16 protein-coding genes are annotated in these 16,431 nt (G+C 59.9%); 5 read left to right on the forward strand and 11 right to left on the reverse strand.

Going from position 1 to position 16,431, the window contains the following annotated elements; genetic code table 11:
* The 3 genes from ACP7D9_RS22285 to ACP7D9_RS22295 all read right to left on the reverse strand — a co-directional run bounded on the left by ACP7D9_RS22285 (window position 1) and on the right by ACP7D9_RS22295 (window position 2,583).
* Window positions 1-822 (reverse strand): substrate-binding periplasmic protein, encoded by an 822-nt coding sequence (locus ACP7D9_RS22285; protein ID WP_397479489.1) that lies wholly within the window; start codon window positions 820-822, stop codon window positions 1-3.
* Between the two features lie 81 nt (window positions 823-903).
* On the reverse strand, window positions 904-1,833 hold the full coding sequence (locus ACP7D9_RS22290) for an electron transfer flavoprotein subunit alpha/FixB family protein (RefSeq protein WP_186633199.1): 930 nt from the start codon (window positions 1,831-1,833) through the stop codon (window positions 904-906).
* Entirely contained in the window at window positions 1,834-2,583 is a 750-nt protein-coding gene (locus tag ACP7D9_RS22295) for an electron transfer flavoprotein subunit beta/FixA family protein (protein WP_007908338.1), read from the reverse strand.
* Window positions 2,584-3,133: 550 nt separating this feature from the next.
* Between ACP7D9_RS22295 and ACP7D9_RS22300 the strand changes: the two genes are divergently transcribed.
* A complete protein-coding gene (locus ACP7D9_RS22300; protein ID WP_130888463.1) occupies window positions 3,134-4,798 on the forward strand; it encodes an electron transfer flavoprotein-ubiquinone oxidoreductase in 1,665 nt (554 codons plus the stop codon).
* A gap of 114 nt (window positions 4,799-4,912) precedes the next feature.
* Here ACP7D9_RS22300 and ACP7D9_RS22305 read toward each other — a convergent pair whose 3' ends face one another.
* Window positions 4,913-5,803 carry an AraC family transcriptional regulator gene (locus ACP7D9_RS22305; RefSeq protein ID WP_101156308.1) on the reverse strand — a complete coding sequence of 297 codons (891 nt, stop codon included), beginning with the start codon at window positions 5,801-5,803 and terminating at the stop codon, window positions 4,913-4,915.
* A 190-nt stretch (window positions 5,804-5,993) separates the two neighbouring features.
* On the opposite strand from ACP7D9_RS22305, the gene ACP7D9_RS22310 reads away from it, so the two are divergent.
* Window positions 5,994-7,046, forward strand: a complete 1,053-nt coding sequence (locus tag ACP7D9_RS22310) for an NAD(P)-dependent alcohol dehydrogenase (RefSeq protein ID WP_101156305.1) — start codon at window positions 5,994-5,996, stop codon at window positions 7,044-7,046.
* Window positions 7,047-7,057: 11 nt separating this feature from the next.
* Here ACP7D9_RS22310 and ACP7D9_RS22315 read toward each other — a convergent pair whose 3' ends face one another.
* The 7 genes from ACP7D9_RS22315 to ACP7D9_RS22345 all read right to left on the reverse strand — a co-directional run bounded on the left by ACP7D9_RS22315 (window position 7,058) and on the right by ACP7D9_RS22345 (window position 13,876).
* Window positions 7,058-7,861 (reverse strand): IclR family transcriptional regulator, encoded by an 804-nt coding sequence (locus ACP7D9_RS22315; protein ID WP_426159656.1) that lies wholly within the window; start codon window positions 7,859-7,861, stop codon window positions 7,058-7,060.
* Window positions 7,862-7,922: 61 nt separating this feature from the next.
* Window positions 7,923-9,233 (reverse strand): MFS transporter, encoded by a 1,311-nt coding sequence (locus tag ACP7D9_RS22320; RefSeq protein ID WP_426159626.1) that lies wholly within the window; start codon window positions 9,231-9,233, stop codon window positions 7,923-7,925.
* 192 nt (window positions 9,234-9,425) lie between these two features.
* Complete coding sequence (dgoD, locus tag ACP7D9_RS22325; RefSeq protein WP_016770960.1) at window positions 9,426-10,574, reverse strand: galactonate dehydratase; 1,149 nt, start codon at window positions 10,572-10,574, stop codon at window positions 9,426-9,428.
* A 61-nt stretch (window positions 10,575-10,635) separates the two neighbouring features.
* Complete coding sequence (locus ACP7D9_RS22330; protein ID WP_426159627.1) at window positions 10,636-11,256, reverse strand: 2-dehydro-3-deoxy-6-phosphogalactonate aldolase; 621 nt, start codon at window positions 11,254-11,256, stop codon at window positions 10,636-10,638.
* A gap of 19 nt (window positions 11,257-11,275) precedes the next feature.
* Window positions 11,276-12,265 carry a 2-dehydro-3-deoxygalactonokinase gene (locus ACP7D9_RS22335; protein ID WP_426159628.1) on the reverse strand — a complete coding sequence of 330 codons (990 nt, stop codon included), beginning with the start codon at window positions 12,263-12,265 and terminating at the stop codon, window positions 11,276-11,278.
* A gap of 89 nt (window positions 12,266-12,354) precedes the next feature.
* Window positions 12,355-13,281 (reverse strand): hypothetical protein, encoded by a 927-nt coding sequence (locus ACP7D9_RS22340; protein ID WP_426159629.1) that lies wholly within the window; start codon window positions 13,279-13,281, stop codon window positions 12,355-12,357.
* 115 nt (window positions 13,282-13,396) lie between these two features.
* On the reverse strand, window positions 13,397-13,876 hold the full coding sequence (locus ACP7D9_RS22345; RefSeq protein WP_101156289.1) for a GNAT family N-acetyltransferase: 480 nt from the start codon (window positions 13,874-13,876) through the stop codon (window positions 13,397-13,399).
* Window positions 13,877-14,011: 135 nt separating this feature from the next.
* Here ACP7D9_RS22345 and ACP7D9_RS22350 point away from each other — a divergent pair, with 135 nt between their 5' ends.
* The 3 genes from ACP7D9_RS22350 to ACP7D9_RS22360 all read left to right on the forward strand — a co-directional run bounded on the left by ACP7D9_RS22350 (window position 14,012) and on the right by ACP7D9_RS22360 (window position 16,399).
* Window positions 14,012-14,695: an HD domain-containing protein gene (locus tag ACP7D9_RS22350; RefSeq protein ID WP_426159630.1), complete on the forward strand. Its 684-nt coding sequence runs from the start codon at window positions 14,012-14,014 to the stop codon at window positions 14,693-14,695.
* A gap of 80 nt (window positions 14,696-14,775) precedes the next feature.
* Window positions 14,776-15,972, forward strand: coding sequence for an MFS transporter (locus tag ACP7D9_RS22355; RefSeq protein WP_426159631.1), 1,197 nt, complete (start codon window positions 14,776-14,778; stop codon window positions 15,970-15,972).
* A gap of 82 nt (window positions 15,973-16,054) precedes the next feature.
* The gene (locus tag ACP7D9_RS22360; RefSeq protein ID WP_101156280.1) at window positions 16,055-16,399 is read left to right on the forward strand and encodes a hypothetical protein; all 345 of its coding nucleotides are present in this window, start codon (window positions 16,055-16,057) and stop codon (window positions 16,397-16,399) included.
* The last annotated feature ends 32 nt before the right edge of the window (window positions 16,400-16,431 follow it).

The following is a 16,431-nucleotide window of genomic DNA, read 5'->3' on the forward strand; positions in this document are numbered from 1 at the left end:
CTACTGTTTTGGGGCACTGACGGGTTGTGGCGGCTGTTGCTGTTGCGCCTTCCAGCGCTCGATGTTGCGTTGCAGCGCGGCTTCCGTCAGTCCGGACGCGGGCAATTCTGTCATCTTTTTGGCGAGCTGTCCGCGCAACCACGGATCGTTGCAGGCCGAGTTATGGGAAACCGCGAGGAACAGACCCGGGCGGTCGATGGGTTGCTCGAACGCCAACAGATCGCTGGTCATGCCCAATGCCTGCGCGGCGGCCAGCCCTGAGTAACGCCCGGCGAGGACATATTCCACCTCGCCCAGCAGCAATTTCTGTAGCGCCTGGGTAAGGTTGGCTGTCCGCGTCAAGGTCAAGTTCTGTTCGGCGAAAGTGCCGAATGCCTGTGTCATCCGAGACTTTTCCGACACCGCGCCGGTGTGGGTTTTGAGGTCGCTGGCTTCGCCGTAGGTCAGCGTCGCGCCTTTGCGCGTCCATACCAGATAGTCGTTCTCCAGCAGTGGCGGATGGATGTAATCGAGGTGTTCAAGCTCATTCACGGTCAGTGGCGCGTCGGCCAGCATGTCCATGCGCCCGCTGCGCACTTCATCGAGCGCCTGTGAGCGTTTGCCGGCATACAGCAGGTCGACTTTAATGCCCAGGTCCTTGGCCACTTGCTGCAACAGATCGGCACTGGCGCCGATCAGGCGCTTGGGGTTTTGCGGGTCCTGCCACAGGTATGGCGGCGCATCCGGGCTGCCGGTGACGATCAGGCGCTCGCACTTGCCAGCCGCCATGACCACACCTGGCAACAGGGCCAATCCCAACAACCATCCGCAGCGCAGATCCATGGCAAAACGCTCCCCACTCAAATCCGTGACAAAAAAAAGCCCGACCAACAGGCCGGGCTCTTTATAAGTGAAGCCGCCGGATTAGACCAGCTTCTCCAGCTCAGGTATTGCTTCGAACAGATCCGCCACGAGGCCGTAATCGGCCACCTGGAAGATCGGCGCTTCTTCATCCTTGTTGATCGCAACGATCACCTTGGAGTCTTTCATACCGGCCAGATGCTGAATCGCGCCGGAGATACCGACGGCGATGTACAGCTGTGGTGCAACGATCTTGCCGGTCTGACCGACCTGCATGTCGTTGGGTACGAAACCTGCGTCGACCGCAGCGCGCGAGGCACCGACGGCAGCGCCGAGTTTGTCGGCCAGCGCGTACAGGTGCTTGAAGTTGTCACCGTTCTGCATGCCGCGACCGCCGGAAACGACGATCTTGGCAGCGGTCAGCTCAGGACGATCGGACTTGGCCAGCTCTTCGCTGACGAAGCTCGAAGTACCGGCATCGTGCGCAGCACCAACAGCTTCAACGGCAGCCGAACCACCTTCAGCGGCAACCGGATCGAAACCGGTGGCACGCACGGTGATCACTTTGATCGCAGCAGTCGACTGCACGGTAGCGATGGCGTTACCGGCGTAGATCGGACGCTTGAAAGTGTCAGCGCTTTCGACCGAAATGATCTCGGAGATCTGGTCGACGTCCAGCGCAGCAGCAACGCGCGGCAGGATGTTTTTGCCGTTGGAAGTGGCGGCAGCGAGGATGTGGCTGTAGCCAGCACCCAACTCGGCAACCAGCGGCGCAACGTTTTCCGGCAACTGATGCGCGTAAGCGGCGTTGTCAGCGTTGAGGACTTTGCTCACGCCAGCGATTTTCGCCGCGGCTTCGGCTACCGGGCCAGCGCCCTGACCTGCTACCAGAACGTGAATGTCGCCGCCGATTTTGGCAGCAGCGGCCACGGTGTTCAGTGTGGCCGGGGCCAGCACTTTGTTGTCGTGTTCAGCAATAACCAAGATAGTCATTTAGATTACCTTCGCTTCGTTCTTGAGTTTTTCAACCAGTTCAGCCACCGACTTGACCTTGATACCCGCGCTGCGTGCAGCCGGCGCTTCGACTTTCAGGGTCTTGTTGGTGGAGGCGGTGGAAACGCCCAAAGCGTCCGGAGTCAGCACTTCGAGAGGCTTCTTCTTGGCTTTCATGATGTTCGGCAGGGACGCATAGCGCGGCTCGTTCAAACGCAGGTCGGTGGTGACGATGGCTGGCAGTTTCAGCGAAACGGTCTGTGCGCCGCCGTCGATTTCGCGGGTCACGGCAACGCTGTCGCCCGAGACTTCGACTTTCGAAGCGAAGGTGCCCTGACCGTAGCCGCTTAATGCAGCGAGCATCTGGCCGGTCTGGTTGTTGTCGCTGTCGATCGCCTGTTTGCCAAGGATCACCAGCTGAGGCTGTTCCTTGTCGACAACGGCCTTGAGCAGCTTGGCCACGGCCAGGGAGGTCAGGTCTTCAGCGGATTCGACGAGGATGGCGCGGTCGGCACCCAGAGCCAGTGCGGTACGCAACTGCTCCTGAGCGGTGGTCGGGCCGATGGAGACGACGACGATTTCAGTCGCAACGCCCTTCTCTTTCAGGCGTACGGCTTCTTCCACGGCGATTTCGCAGAATGGGTTCATCGACATCTTGACGTTGGCGAGGTCGACGCCGGAATTGTCCGCCTTGACGCGGACCTTGACGTTGTAATCCACAACGCGTTTGACAGCTACAAGAACCTTCATGGATTCCTCGTTACTCTCCGGTGAAAAGAAAGTCGCCTAGGCGAACCTGGCGGATGATGCTCATCGGGCGACAAGGGCACCTCTAAAAACGCCGGCTTGAATGTGAGGTGATTCACTTCGCGATGGGAGGTGACCGTTCGTCAGCGGTGACTGTCGGGTCATTCATTCTCACGCTGTGTAAACTGCGCGCCGGACTTGCGCTGCGCATCACCGTCTACTGCCTGTGCCCTGTCTTTAGAGGTGCTCTTGAAACCGCCAGTCTGCCTACGGCGAGCGCAAAACCGCCCGTATCTTGACCGGAACGCCCATTCTGGTCAATACGCCAAAATGCCCCGTCATAAGCCGCGCTTCTTTGATTTATCAGGGCTGGAGGCAATTCAAACAAACGTTTGTATTGGACGCTCGGAGTGGTGTAGATATAATGCGCCGCCTAGAGAGAAAGGTGGATTCGCCAATATTCCCTTTGACGTTAACGTAAAGGCAATACGGATGCGACACCAAACCTCCAAATCAGAAAAAAAACTGTTGAGCCTTGAGTAGGAGATAGCCTGTGGAACGCGAATACATGGAATTCGACGTCGTCATCGTCGGTGCCGGCCCCGCTGGTCTGTCAGCCGCCTGCCGCTTGAAGCAGAAGGCCGCTGACGCCGGTAAGGAAATCAGCGTCTGCGTGGTCGAAAAAGGCTCCGAAGTCGGCGCACACATCCTTTCCGGTGCGGTGTTTGAACCGCGCGCACTGAACGAACTGTTCCCGGACTGGAAAGAACTCGGCGCGCCGCTGAACACGCCAGTCACGCGCGATGACATCTTCGTGCTGAAAAACGCCGACAGCGCGCAGAAGATTCCTGATTTCTTTGTGCCCAAGACCATGCACAACGAAGGCAACTACATTATTTCCCTCGGCAACCTGTGCCGCTGGCTGGCTCAGCAGGCCGAAAACCTCGGCGTGGAAATCTACCCCGGCTTCGCCGCTCAGGAAGCGCTGATCGATGAAAACGGCGTGGTGCGCGGGATCATCACCGGTGATCTGGGCGTCGACCGCGAAGGAAACCCGAAAGAAGGCCTGTACACCCCGGGCATGGAATTGCGTGGCAAATACACGCTGTTCGCCGAAGGCTGCCGTGGTCACATCGGCAAGCAACTGATCAAGCGCTACAACCTCGACAGCGATGCCGACGTTCAGCATTACGGCATCGGTCTGAAAGAAATCTGGGAAATCGACCCGGCCAAGCATCAGCCAGGCCTGGTGGTGCACACCGCCGGCTGGCCGCTGGACATCATGGGCACCGAGAACACCGGCGGCTCGTTCCTCTATCACCTGGAAAACAATCAGGTGGTGGTCGGCCTCATCGTCGACCTGTCCTACAGCAATACTTACCTGTCGCCCTTCGATGAATTCCAGCGCCTCAAGCATCACCCGGTGCTCAAGCAATACCTGGAAGGCGGCAAGCGCGTCAGCTACGGCGCCCGCGCCATCGCCAAGGGCGGCCTGAACTCGCTGCCGAAAATGGTCTTCAAGGGCGGCGCGCTGATCGGTTGCGACCTCGGTACCCTGAACTTCGCCAAGATCAAAGGCAGCCACACGGCGATGAAGTCCGGCATGCTCGCGGCAGAATCGGTGGCAGACGCGCTGTTCGCCGAGCAGGACTGCACGGTCGAACTGACGACTTATGTCGACGCATTCAAAAACAGCTGGCTGCACGAAGAACTGTTCGCCAGCCGTAATTTCGGCGCGGCGATTCACAAGTACGGCGCGATCATCGGCGGTGGGTTCAACTGGCTGGACCAGAACATCTTCGGCGGCAAACTGCCGTTCACCCTGCGCGACACCAAACCGGATTACGCCTGCCTGAAGCTCGCGGCCGATTGCAAAAAGATCGACTATCCAAAACCCGACGGCAAACTGAGTTTCGACAAACTCAGCTCGGTGTTCATCTCCGGTACCAACCACGAAGAAGAGCAGCCGTGCCACTTGAAGCTGACCGACCCGAGCATCCCGATCAGCAAAAACCTGCCGCTGTACGACGAACCGGCGCAGCGCTACTGCCCGGCCGGCGTGTACGAGGTCATCACCAAGGAAGACGGCGAGAAGCGCTTCCAGATCAACGCCCAGAACTGCGTGCACTGCAAGACCTGTGACATCAAGGACCCTGCGCAGAACATCACCTGGGTGGCGCCGGAAGGCGCCGGCGGCCCGACTTATCCGAATATGTAAGTCGTAGCGCTGAACAACAAGGCTCCCGCAATGGGGGCCTTTTTGTTGCCCGCGTCTCCCCCTGCAGGAGCTGTCGAGTGAAACGAGGCTGCGCCTACAGGAATGAGTGATAACTCAAGCAGCGCGCTCATCCCCCGGGCTGCGTTCGAAGTAACGCTTGTACTCGCGACTGAACTGCGACGTGCTCTGATACCCCACGCGATGCGCCACTTGCGCCACACCCAGCCCTTCAGCCACCAGCAACGTCTGCGCCTTCAACAAGCGTAAACGTTTGAGATACTGCACCGGCGACAGCAAAGTGCTGCGTTTGAAATGCTCGTGAAAGGTCGACACGCTCATGTTCGCGCACCCGGCCAGTGTCTCGACATTCAAAGGCTCGGTGTAATGCGCATGCAGATGGCTGATCGACGCCGCCACCCGGGCGAACTGCCCTTGCTGTTCGACCAAGGCGCGCAACACATCCGCCTGCGGCCCGCGCAGCGCGACGAACAATAATTCACGCACCCGCGCCGGGCCGAGAATCTGGCATTCCAGCGGATCGTGCAGACAGCTGAGTAGCCGTTCGACGCAACCGCGCATGCCATCGTCGAGCACCACCGAGGTCATCGATTCCGGCGTCTGCGCCGGAATATGCCGCCCCGGCGCCAGCCCCATGGCCAACACCAGTTCGCCGAGCAGAACGCGATCAATCGCCACCGACACACCAAGCAACGGCGCATTTGGCAAGGCGAAGGTTTCACACTCGAAAGGTACCGGCAGCGCCTGAATCAAATAATGCCCGGCGCCATATTCCATGGTCCGAGGGCCGAGAAATGCCAGTTTGCTGCCCTGAGCGATGATCATCAGGCTCGGCTCGTAAATATGCGGGCCACGGGCGACGTCGCAACTGGCGCGCAATATCTGCACACCGGGCAGACCGGTCTGGCTATAGCCATCGCGTAGCGCCAGCGGTTCGATCAGCGAAACCAGCCGGGCATTGGCATCAAGATGACGGGTCAACTGCATCGAATAGGTCTTCGTAAAAATCAGGGAAAAAGGGAGGAAAACATCATCGCAGATCCGCTGGCCAAAGCGACTGCCACAACCCGCATGCCGGAGGATTAGGCATGAGACCCGGAGAATTCGTCATGGCCGCACCCGCGCTTGGCGCCCAGAATTCACCGCCTCACTTGTCACTGCTTTTGCGAGGTCACCCATGTACACCGCCATCGGCTATGCCGCCCAATCGGCCACCACTCCCCTCGCCCCGATGAAATTCGAACGTCGCAGCCTGCGCGCCGACGACGTGTCGATCGAAATTCTTTACTGCGGCGTCTGCCACTCCGACATCCACCAGGCACGCAACGAATGGGGCATCGCCGTTTATCCGCTGATGCCCGGCCATGAGATCGTCGGAAAAGTCACCGCTGTCGGTGCGAATGTCACCCGTCACAAGGTAGGCGATCTGGTCGGCGTCGGCTGCATGGTCGACTCCTGCCGCAGCTGCGAAGCCTGTCAGGCGAACCTCGAGCAATATTGCCTCGAAGGCCCGACCATGACTTACGCCACCCCGGATCGGGTCGACGGCAGCAATACCATGGGCGGTTATTCCGACAGCATCGTGGTCAGCGAACATTTTGTTGTGCGGATCCCGGAACGTCTGGCGTTGGCCAGTGCCGCACCGATTCTCTGCGCCGGCATCACCACCTACTCGCCGCTCAAGCACTACGGCGTGAAAGCCGGTGACAAGGTCGGGATTCTCGGCATGGGCGGCCTCGGCCACATGGGCATCAAGTTCGCCAAGGCCATGGGCGCTGAAGTGACGCTGTTCACCCGCTCGGCGAGCAAGGCCGAAGAAGGTCGGCGTCAGGGCGCCGATCATGTGATCGTGTCGACCGACGCCGAGCAAATGAAAGCCGCGGCCGGTTACTTCGATTTCCTGCTCGACACCATTCCGGTGCAACACGATCTGAACCCGTACCTCGACACCCTGCGTTTTGACGGCGTGCACATTCTGGTCGGCCTGATCGAACCGATCGATCCGCCGGTGCATGCGGCCAAACTGGTTCTGGGGCGTCGCGTGTTGGCCGGCTCGTTGATCGGTGGCGTCGCGGAAACCCAGGAAGTGCTGGATTTCTGCGCCGAACACAACATCACCTGCGACATTGAAATGCTCGACATCCGCCAGATCAACGAGGCTTACGCGCGGATGATTGCCGGCGACGTGAAGTACCGTTTCGTCATCGACATGGCCACGCTCAAGGCTTAAACCTCAGAGGCTTATACCTTCAAGCCTAGCTCCGCCGACAGCCGGGCTGTGACCCCTTTGATCAGGGGAATCAGCTCGGCCATTTTTTCCAGCGGCATATAGGGCACGGTGCTGGCGATACTGATAGCCGCGACGATGCCCTTGCTCGCATCACGAATCGGCGCCGCCACGCAGCGGATCGACGGTTCGTTGTCTTCCAGGTCGAACGCGTAGCCACCGGCGACGTATTCGCCCATGCGCTGCTCAAGCTGTTCCCACGACTGCTGGGGATGCTGCGGCCAGAACTGACTTTTCCCACCTGCCGGCAGACTTATGTCGTACAGCCGCCGCCAATCCTGCAGCGAATCATCGAGCATCAAGGCCTTGCCGATCCCGGTGCGCACCAGCGGCATGCGATGGCCGACCCGCGAGCGCATTTCCGGGCCGTTGCGGCCAGGATTCTTTAGCAGATACAACACCTCGTCGCCTTCGCGAATGCCCAGGTGCACCGTGTCGCCAGTCAGCGCCGACAACTCATCCAGATACGGCCCGGCCAGGGTCACCAGCGGCAATTCTTCGCGGGCCTGAAAGCCCAGTTCGATCAGCTTCGGCCCGAGCAGATAACCGATTTGCGGCACCACGCGCAGGTAGCGCTCGTCGACCAGGCAACTGGCCAGACGATGGGTGGTGCTGCGCGTGGTGCCGATCAGTCGGGCAATCTCTTTGAGATCACGCGCGCCACTGGCCACCGCTTGCACCACACCGAGGCCGCGCAGCAGCGTCTGGGTGCCGGTGGGCGCGGCGTCCTTGGTTTTTTCCGGGGCGTCTTCCTGCATATCCAGCCTTTTACCGTTGAGCGAAGGAACGGGCGGCATTATGGTCGCCCGACGCAGAGCACTACAACTCGATACGCTCGACCTTGCCCACCAGCAGCACGTAGGACAAGGCACCGACCAGCGCGAGCACGGCGATGTAGGTGATCGCTGGGGCGAACGAATCACCGGTGGCAAGAAAGCCGATAACGATCGGTGTGGCGATCGCCGACAAATTGCCGATGAAATTGAACACCCCACCGGTCAGACCGAGCAAACGCGCCGGTGCCAGCGTCGATACCAGCGACCAGGTGATCGACGCCAGGCCGTTGCCGAAAAATGCCAATGCGAGAAAGGCAATCACCAACGGCGTCGACTCAACAAAGTTGGCACCGATGATCGAGGTCGAAATCAACAGCCCGCCAATAATCGGCAACTTGCGCGCAAAGCCCACGGTGTAGCCGCGACGGATCAGGAAGTCGGAGAAGAATCCCGAGCACAACACACCGACAAAGGCTGCGAGAAATGGCAGCGACGCGAGCAGGCCGGACTTGATGAAGTCCATGCCGCGATATTTCACCAGGTAGGTCGGAAACCAGGTGAGGAAGAACCACAGCGTCGAGTTCAGGCAGAACTGGCCGAGGTAGATACCCCACAATTTGCGCTTGCTCAGGACAATGCCCAGATCGGTCCAACTGAATTTGGCCTTGACCTTCGCCGTTTCCGCCTGGATATCGACCAGGCCGCCACCCTCGCGGATCAGATCGATTTCCGCTTGGTTGGTGCCTTTGAATTCACGCGGCTCGCGATACACCGCGTACCAGATCACTGCCCAGAGAATGCCCACCGCACCGGTGGCGACGAAGACCATGTGCCAGCCGAATTCGTGTTGCAGCCACGCCAGCACCGGGGTCAGGAAGGCCAGACCGACAAACTGCCCGGAGGTGTAGAAACCGATCGCCGTGGCGCGTTCGCGCTCGGGAAACCAGGTGGTGACCACGCGGCTGTTGATCGGATACGCCGGGGCTTCCAGCGCACCAACGGCCATGCGCAGCACAAACAGCGCGATGAAGCTGCTGACGAAACCGAGCATCACCGTGGCCACCGACCACAGCAACAGCGCCACGCTGTAGAGGATGCGTGGCGGCACGCGATCGACCAGCCAGCCGCCGGGGATCTGCATCGCGGCGTACGTCCAGCCGAAGGCAGAGAAAATAAGACCGACGTGAACCGGATCGATGCCCAGCTCGCTGGTCAGCGCCGGCGCGGCAATCGACAGGTTGCTGCGGTCGAGGTAGTTGATGACCACGGTGATGAACAGCAACACCATGATGAAAAATCGCTTGCGGCTAGGCGTGACTAAAGACGCCTGCCCGGAGAGGGTGTGCGTTTGCATGAGAGATGCCTCTTTTTATGTTTGTTTGAGGTCATGACGCAGATCTCCTCTCCCTCGGAGAACTGATCGTTCCCACGCTCCGCGTGGGAATGCAGCCCGGGACGCTCCGCGTCCCAGCAGCGGACGCAGAGCGTCCATTGAGGCATTCCCACGCAGAGCGTGGGAACGATCTGATGCTAGCGAGTCACAGACTCACCACTCGGCAAAACTGCCATCGGCATGGCGCCAGATCGGATTACGCCAGCGGTGGCCGACTGCCGCGCGTTCGATCACGTATTCCTCGTTGATCTCGATGCCGAGTCCCGGGCCATTCGGAATCTTGACGAAGCCCTGGTCGTAGTCGAACACGCGCGGATCCTTCACATAGTCGAGCAAATCGTTGCTCTCGTTGTAATGGATGCCCAGGCTCTGTTCCTGGATAAACGCGTTGTAGCAAGCCGCGTCGAGTTGCAAACACGCCGCCAGCGCAATCGGCCCCAGCGGGCAATGCAGCGCCAGCGCGACGTCGTAGGCTTCGGCCATGTTGGCGATCTTGCGGGTTTCGGTGATGCCGCCGGCGTGTGAGGCGTCCGGCTGGATGATGTCGACGTAGCCTTCGCTCAACACCCGCTTAAAGTCCCAGCGCGAGAACAGCCGCTCACCGAGGGCAATCGGCGTGCTGGTTAGAGGCGCAAGTTCTTTCAGCGCTTCGTAGTTTTCGCTGAGCACGGGTTCTTCGATGAACATCAGTTTGTAAGGGTCAAGTTCCTTCATCAGCACCTTGGCCATGGGCTTGTGCACGCGGCCATGGAAGTCGACGCCGATGCCGACGTTCGGCCCGACTGCGTCACGCACGGCGGCGACGTTGGCCAAGGCGAGATCGACTTTCTCGAAGGTGTCGAGGAACTGCAGCTCTTCGGTGCCGTTCATTTTCACCGCCGTGAAACCACGGCTCACCGCCTCTTTTGCCGCACGCGCAGTGTCGGCCGGACGGTCGCCGCCAATCCACGAATACACACGAATCTTGTCGCGCACCTGGCCGCCGAGCAAATCGCTGACCGAGACACCGAGCGCCTTGCCCTTGATATCCCACAATGCCTGATCGATACCGGCCAGCGCGCTCATGTGGATCGCGCCGCCACGGTAGAAGCCGCCGCGGTAGAGCACGGTCCAGATGTCTTCGATATTGCGTGGGTCTTTACCGATCAGGTAGTCGGACAATTCTTCAACGGCAGCGGCGACCGTGTGCGCGCGCCCTTCGACCACGGGTTCGCCCCATCCGGTCACGCCTTCGTCGGTTTCGACTTTGAGGAAGCACCAGCGCGGCGGGACGATGAAGGTCGTGAGTTTGGTGATTTTCATCTCTGCTCTCTTTTGTAAATGCAGCTTTTATTAGATGCAGCGCACACAGCGCCAAAAAGTCTTAACGCAGGGCTTTCCAGGCAGCCACGTAGGCCTTGGCGTTGACCGCCATCTGCTCAGGCGTCATGCCCGGTTTGAACAGGCCCGAGCCGAGGCCGAAACCTTTTACCCCAGCGTCTATAAAGGCCTGCATGTTGTCCGGCGTAATCCCCCCCACCGGCGCCAGCACCGTGCCGGTTGGCAACACCGCGAGCCAGGCTTTGACGACCGCCGGGCTCATTTGCTCGGCCGGGAACAGCTTGAGAATGTCCGCACCTTCGGCCAGTGCCGCAAAGGCCTCGGTCGGCGTAGCGACGCCCGGCGACAGGTACAGCCCCGCCGCTTTCGCCGCGCGCAGGACCTTGGCGTCGCTGTGCGGCATGACGATCACTTGTCCGCCAGCCGCTTTGACCTGCTCGACCTGCTCGGGGCTGAGTACCGTGCCGGCACCGATCAGGCAATCGGCGGGCAGCGCATCACGCAGGATGCGGATACTTTCGTACGGCGATGGGGAATTGAGCGGTACTTCGATGACGCGAAATCCGGCGCAATACAGGACTTCTCCGACAGCCGCGGCTTCCTGCGGTTGCAGGCCACGCAGAATCGCGATCAGACCGTTTTGTGCCAGTGCTTGCTTGAGCATGTCAGGCCTCCAGTCAGGGTTAACGGGATGAGGAATCGATCAGTCCGGCGGCGCGCGCCAGTTGCCACAGGCCACGCTCGGTAGCTTGCTCGGCCAGCGTCACCTGGGCGAAGCCGCAAGCGTCCAGGGCTCGGCGATAACGCGTGCACAGCTGCGCATTGCCGATGAGCACGATCGCTGGAAGATTCGGTTGGTGGCGCCGGCGACGTTGCACATTGGCGAGTGCGGCCAGCTCATGGCCGATCATCAGACCCGAGAGATAATCCGCCTGAGCGCTCGGGCTCAGTTCGCCAGTGAGGCCGAGGGTGCGGGCGCTGAACAGGGTCGACAGCACGCCGAGTTCAGCATCCACCGACAGCGCGATTTGCACGCCACGATCGAACGCTTGCGCATCGAAGGTCGCGCTCGGTTGTTGGGTACGACCAAGGATGCTGTGCTCGCTGAGCACAGCGAAAACTTCGCCGGTCATGAACGTGTCGAAATGGGTGATGCGACCATCGACCACTTCCACCCATTTCGAGTGGCTGCCCGGCAGGCCGATCAACAGGTCATTACCCGCCGCGTCCGGCAGACTTTGCAACACACCGAGGACTTGGGTTTCTTCGCCACGCATGACATTGGGCAGACGTGAGCGCTGAACCACGCCCGGGACAATATGCACCGGCGTGCCGCGCAAGCTGACAACGATTTGTAGGGAATTTCCGAGATGGGCGACGTCGGCTGGCGTCTCGCAGTAAGCCGCTTCGCGCCAGCCCTGCGCACTGCCGACCATGCCGCAAGCGATCACCGGCAGACCTGGCTGCGCGTCGAGCCAGTCACCACAGGCCTCGTCGAAGGCCAGTTCAAAACCATCGGCGCATTCACGACCGTGGATGATTCGCGGGGTCTTGGGCAACTGCATGATTCCGGACGACAGCGCACGCTGCTCCAGCACCACACCGTCGGCCGCGAGTTTGTAAGCACGTAATGAGGTTGTCCCCCAATCGAGCGCGATCAATTGCGCCTGCATCGCTTCACCTGTTTTGTTTTTGGCAGTGAGTGCGACGGACTATAAACCCGGGGGACAAGAAATCTCAATATATAAATATGAGTCCCATATTATGGGACGGAATTCGTCCATTTCGTCCAGCGCTCGACAACGTTCATCTGAGCGTTGATCAAGACCTTCACCACTTCGTGCTCACTGGCACCCACCTCATGGGTACGGCCTTTTTCGTCGGCGATTCCAGGCTCTTGGCGTCCGTCACCACGAAGTATGGTGTAAGCCGCGAACGGTTCCGGGGCCTGCTCGGAACCAGAGACAATTTTCAGCTTCGTCGTATACGGCGCAAACGATGCCAGCATGCCGGCGTAGGGCACATCACTACAGGATCCCAATCTGTCGATATGGTCATATCCGCCTGCCGGGTCATAACGCCAACGCACAATGCAAACGGACGCAAAAGGCAGCAGCGACCTTGGTTGCTGTGACAACTCAAGGGATATACGCGCAGGGGCCAGCCAAGGATTTTCGACGGCATGGATGAATCGGGATGCAGGCACGTACATGACTTTCGAGTAGTACGCCACGAACGGGAACGCGGTGATGACCACCTTGCACGGGACGTACTGCTGTGGCTTGAGAATTTGTACCAACTCACTGGGCCTGATGTAGTTGCGGCCGTCATCAAGGGCATGATTTTCGACACTGATGGCCGCGAGCATCTCATAGCGGCGATCGCCCTCGATCAAACGCATGCTGCTGACGATTCCCGAGGCTTCCAGGACAATGGTGTGTTCGATGGAAAAGTCTGGGTCACCATTCAGCGAGCAATGAATCCAGGTGCCAATCTGACCTTCGCGTCCATGCGCCTTATACAGGTCGACAAGATTTCTATCGGATGTAAATCGCAAGTCGTAATAAGAAGAGTTCACGCGGTCGATGGAAACAAATTCCAGTCTTGCGGGCGGAACGTTGAGGTGCATGCATGACGAACACAATAAAAAACCGCACAGCATCACTTGCTTGAAGTGTCGAAAACTCAAGATTCAATCCTTTGAAATACAGCTGAAAAGACAACGGCAGGCGACTGCCTGACAAAACGGGCGCAAGGCTATTTCAGCTTGCGGATCGACAGACAGACGTCCGAGCGGCAGTGACTCAGCCTTGCGCAAATTCGCGCAACACCTTGCCATCCATGCGATACCGCACCCACTCTTCCTGCGGCTGGGCACCGAGGGATTTGTAGAATTCGATGGCCGGGGTGTTCCATTCCAGCACGCTCCATTCGAAGCGGCCGCAGTCGTTGGCGCAGGCGATTTTTGCCAGGTGGCGCAGCAGCGTTTTGCCGGCACCGCCGCCGCGTTGTTCGGGGGTGATGTAGAGGTCTTCGAGGTACAGGCAGTTGCTGCCCAGCCAAGTCGAATAACTGAAGAAGAACACCGCGAAGCCGATCGGCAAGCCGTCGCGCAGGCAGATCAGGCCGTGGGCGGTGGCACCTTCGCCGAACAGGCTGCGTTCGATGTCGGCGACGCTGGCGATGACTTCGTGGCGGGCCTTTTCGAAATCGGCGAGTTCGGTGATAAAGGTGAGGATTTGTGGCGCATCGCTGGGGGTCGCCGGGCGGATTTCGATCGTCATGGACGGGCCTTGTGTGCAAATTAAAGCGCCATACTAAGACGCGCAGCGGCGCTCGTCACATGGCAAAACGGGATTAATGTACAGTCATTACCAACACCGCCCCCACAGGTACCAAGCCAACCTGAAAGGAATCTGATGAGCCTTAATGCATTCGTGCCGATGACGACCCTTGCGGCGCAGTTGCTGCCCCACGCACTTGAACCCTCAGACGACGGCGCCCACGACCTTGCCCACCTGCAGCGCGTTTGGCACAACGCACGTACTCTGCAGGCAGCCGAAGGCGGCGATCTCGAAGTTTTGCTGGCCGCCGTGCTGCTGCACGATTGCGTAGCGGTCGAGAAAAACTCCCCGCAACGCTCGCAGGCTTCGCGTCTGGCAGCGGAAAAAGCGGCTTGCGTGCTGAAGGGAGTGAATTGGCCCAGCGAGAAAATCACTAACGTCGCCCACGCCATCGAAGCCCACAGTTTTTCCGCCAACATCACTGCGCTGACCCTCGAGGCGAAAATCGTCCAGGACGCCGATCGCCTCGACTCGCTGGGCATGCTCGGCGTCGCCCGAACCTTCTACGTGGCCGGACGCATGGGCTCGGCGCTGTACGACTCGCAGGATCCCGAAGCGCTTGAGCGTGAGTACGACGACACGCGTTTTTGCCTCGATCATTTCCAGACCAAACTGCTGCATCTGGCTGACGGTTTTCAGACCGTGAGCGGCCAGCGGCTTGCCAAGATTCGTCATCAACGCCTGAAGGGTTTCATGGAGCAGTTCAAGGAAGAGATCGGCATCGTCGAAACCGATTACTCCGGCCAAAAGCGATCCTGACTTCAGCAACCTCACACCTGACGCGCACGCCCTCCGTGGTAAACAGATGGCGCTGATTTCCCCGCACAAGGAAGCGCGTCATGTCGCAAGCAACGCCTGCGGTCTCGAACAAACTGTTCGGCCTGCTCTGTCTCGCCAGTTATCTGTTGTCGCTGTCGTATGGTTCGACGTTTTTGTTGTCGCTGTTGATCGCCGCGCGTGGCGGCAATGAACACGACGCCGGCCATGTGATTTCTGCAGCCATGCTCAGTACCTTTGTCGCCGTACTGGCCTGCGGTCACCTGTCGGATCTGCTGGGCGCGGCGCGTTCGATTGCTTTGTTCGGGTTGCTGCTGGTGGCGGCGAGCCTGGGTTTTGCAACGACGCCGGGGGTCGGTCACTGGCTGCTGTTTTTTGGTTTGCTGCTGGGCTTGGGTTGGGGAGTGTTCTACACCTTGGGGCCGATCATCGTTGCCAGTCTGGTCATTCCCGCTCAGCGCGCGAAGTATTTTGCTTTGTTGTCCGGCAGCATGATGAGCGGCATTGGAAGCGGGCCACTGCTTGGGCGCGCCGCCCGCGCACTCGATCTACCGGTGACGGCAGCGTTTCATCTGGCGGCGCTGGCGAGCCTGATCGGTGCGCTGCTGTTCTGGCACCTCGCAACGAAGCTGAAAGGCACGCAGGTCATGACAGCGGCAAAAATCACTTGGCGTGCGACCACACAAGTACTGAGTTCGCGCGCGGTTTTGCCGATCATCATGGTCGGACTGGGCGGCTGTGTGTTCGGCGGTCTGTCCAGTTTCCAGACCAGCTATGCCGCCGCGCGGTCGCTGGATTATTCGCTGTTCTTTGCGGGATTCACGGGCGCGGCGATTTGCAGTCGAATGTTGATCGCAGGTTACGTGGTCAAACGCGATCCGCTGCGCGCGTCTTGCCTGTTGTCAGGCTTGATGCTGGCCTCGATTGCGCTGCTCACTTTCGGTGTCGACAGTAGCCTCTCCTATCTGCTGGCAGCGGTCATGCTCGGCGTCGGTTACGGGCTGACTTACTCGGTGATTAACGGCCTTGCCGCCAATCAGGCACCGGATGGCACGACCTCCCAGGCGCTGCTGCTGTTCAGTCTCGCGTACTTTATCGGTGTGTTCGGCTTCCCGTTGCTGGCCGGCAAAATCATCGTTGAGCAGGGCCTGCCGGCATTGCTGCTGACGGTATTGGGCGTGGCGCTGGCGAACTGGCTGGTCACTGTCGGCAGGTTGCTCTGGCGCAGATTTCAGGTCACGACCACCACGCCGGTTTAGACCGTTCGTCGATCCTCAGGCACCAATCCGTCACCAGGGCTGACCAACCAAGTGTAAGGATTCCAATCACTGGAGAAGCCCTATGATCCCGTCAAGGTTGACCGCTTTAGTCTTCAGCGCCCTGCTCTGCCCTGCGGTGTTCGCCGCCTCGTCCACGGCAGCGGGCACTGGCCCTACCGATCCGACCCCGCCACGCGCCCCCGCCATCAACAGTGCCCCCGGCATGAACACCGATGGCTCCGGCGTGCCGCTGATCAATCAGCCACCGGCCACCGGCACCGACCCGCGCACTCAAGGCAGTGATCCGGGCCGTCAGGGCGGCATGAATACGCCTGATTCCCCTACCGTGGCGCCTGACAATGCCGGCCCCGGTGTTGGCTCGAAAACCACCACCGGTGGCTCCGGTTCCGAAGGTGCCGGTCAGTAGTTCGCCGACGCGAGCGCCCTATTCACGCCCAT

Origin of the sequence: Pseudomonas sp. TSRC2-2 (assembly GCF_049897785.1) — a bacterium.
Classification (GTDB): domain Bacteria; phylum Pseudomonadota; class Gammaproteobacteria; order Pseudomonadales; family Pseudomonadaceae; genus Aquipseudomonas.

Excerpts from the sequence above, each read along its gene's own strand:
- dgoD (WP_016770960.1), bottom strand. The coding sequence starts at position 10,574 with ATGAAAATCACCAAACTCACGACCTTCATCGTCCCGCCGCGCTGGTGC.
- ACP7D9_RS22320 (WP_426159626.1), bottom strand. The coding sequence starts at position 9,233 with ATGCAAACGCACACCCTCTCCGGGCAGGCGTCTTTAGTCACGCCTAGC.
- ACP7D9_RS22360 (WP_101156280.1), top strand. The coding sequence starts at position 16,055 with ATGATCCCGTCAAGGTTGACCGCTTTAGTCTTCAGCGCCCTGCTCTGC.
- ACP7D9_RS22350 (WP_426159630.1), top strand. The coding sequence starts at position 14,012 with ATGAGCCTTAATGCATTCGTGCCGATGACGACCCTTGCGGCGCAGTTG.
- ACP7D9_RS22335 (WP_426159628.1), bottom strand. The coding sequence starts at position 12,265 with ATGCAGGCGCAATTGATCGCGCTCGATTGGGGGACAACCTCATTACGT.
- ACP7D9_RS22285 (WP_397479489.1), bottom strand. The coding sequence starts at position 822 with ATGGATCTGCGCTGCGGATGGTTGTTGGGATTGGCCCTGTTGCCAGGT.
- ACP7D9_RS22310 (WP_101156305.1), top strand. The coding sequence starts at position 5,994 with ATGTACACCGCCATCGGCTATGCCGCCCAATCGGCCACCACTCCCCTC.
- ACP7D9_RS22295 (WP_007908338.1), bottom strand. The coding sequence starts at position 2,583 with ATGAAGGTTCTTGTAGCTGTCAAACGCGTTGTGGATTACAACGTCAAG.
- ACP7D9_RS22305 (WP_101156308.1), bottom strand. The coding sequence starts at position 5,803 with ATGCAGTTGACCCGTCATCTTGATGCCAATGCCCGGCTGGTTTCGCTG.
- ACP7D9_RS22355 (WP_426159631.1), top strand. The coding sequence starts at position 14,776 with ATGTCGCAAGCAACGCCTGCGGTCTCGAACAAACTGTTCGGCCTGCTC.
- ACP7D9_RS22330 (WP_426159627.1), bottom strand. The coding sequence starts at position 11,256 with ATGCTCAAGCAAGCACTGGCACAAAACGGTCTGATCGCGATTCTGCGT.
- ACP7D9_RS22345 (WP_101156289.1), bottom strand. The coding sequence starts at position 13,876 with ATGACGATCGAAATCCGCCCGGCGACCCCCAGCGATGCGCCACAAATC.
- ACP7D9_RS22315 (WP_426159656.1), bottom strand. The coding sequence starts at position 7,861 with ATGCAGGAAGACGCCCCGGAAAAAACCAAGGACGCCGCGCCCACCGGC.
- ACP7D9_RS22290 (WP_186633199.1), bottom strand. The coding sequence starts at position 1,833 with ATGACTATCTTGGTTATTGCTGAACACGACAACAAAGTGCTGGCCCCG.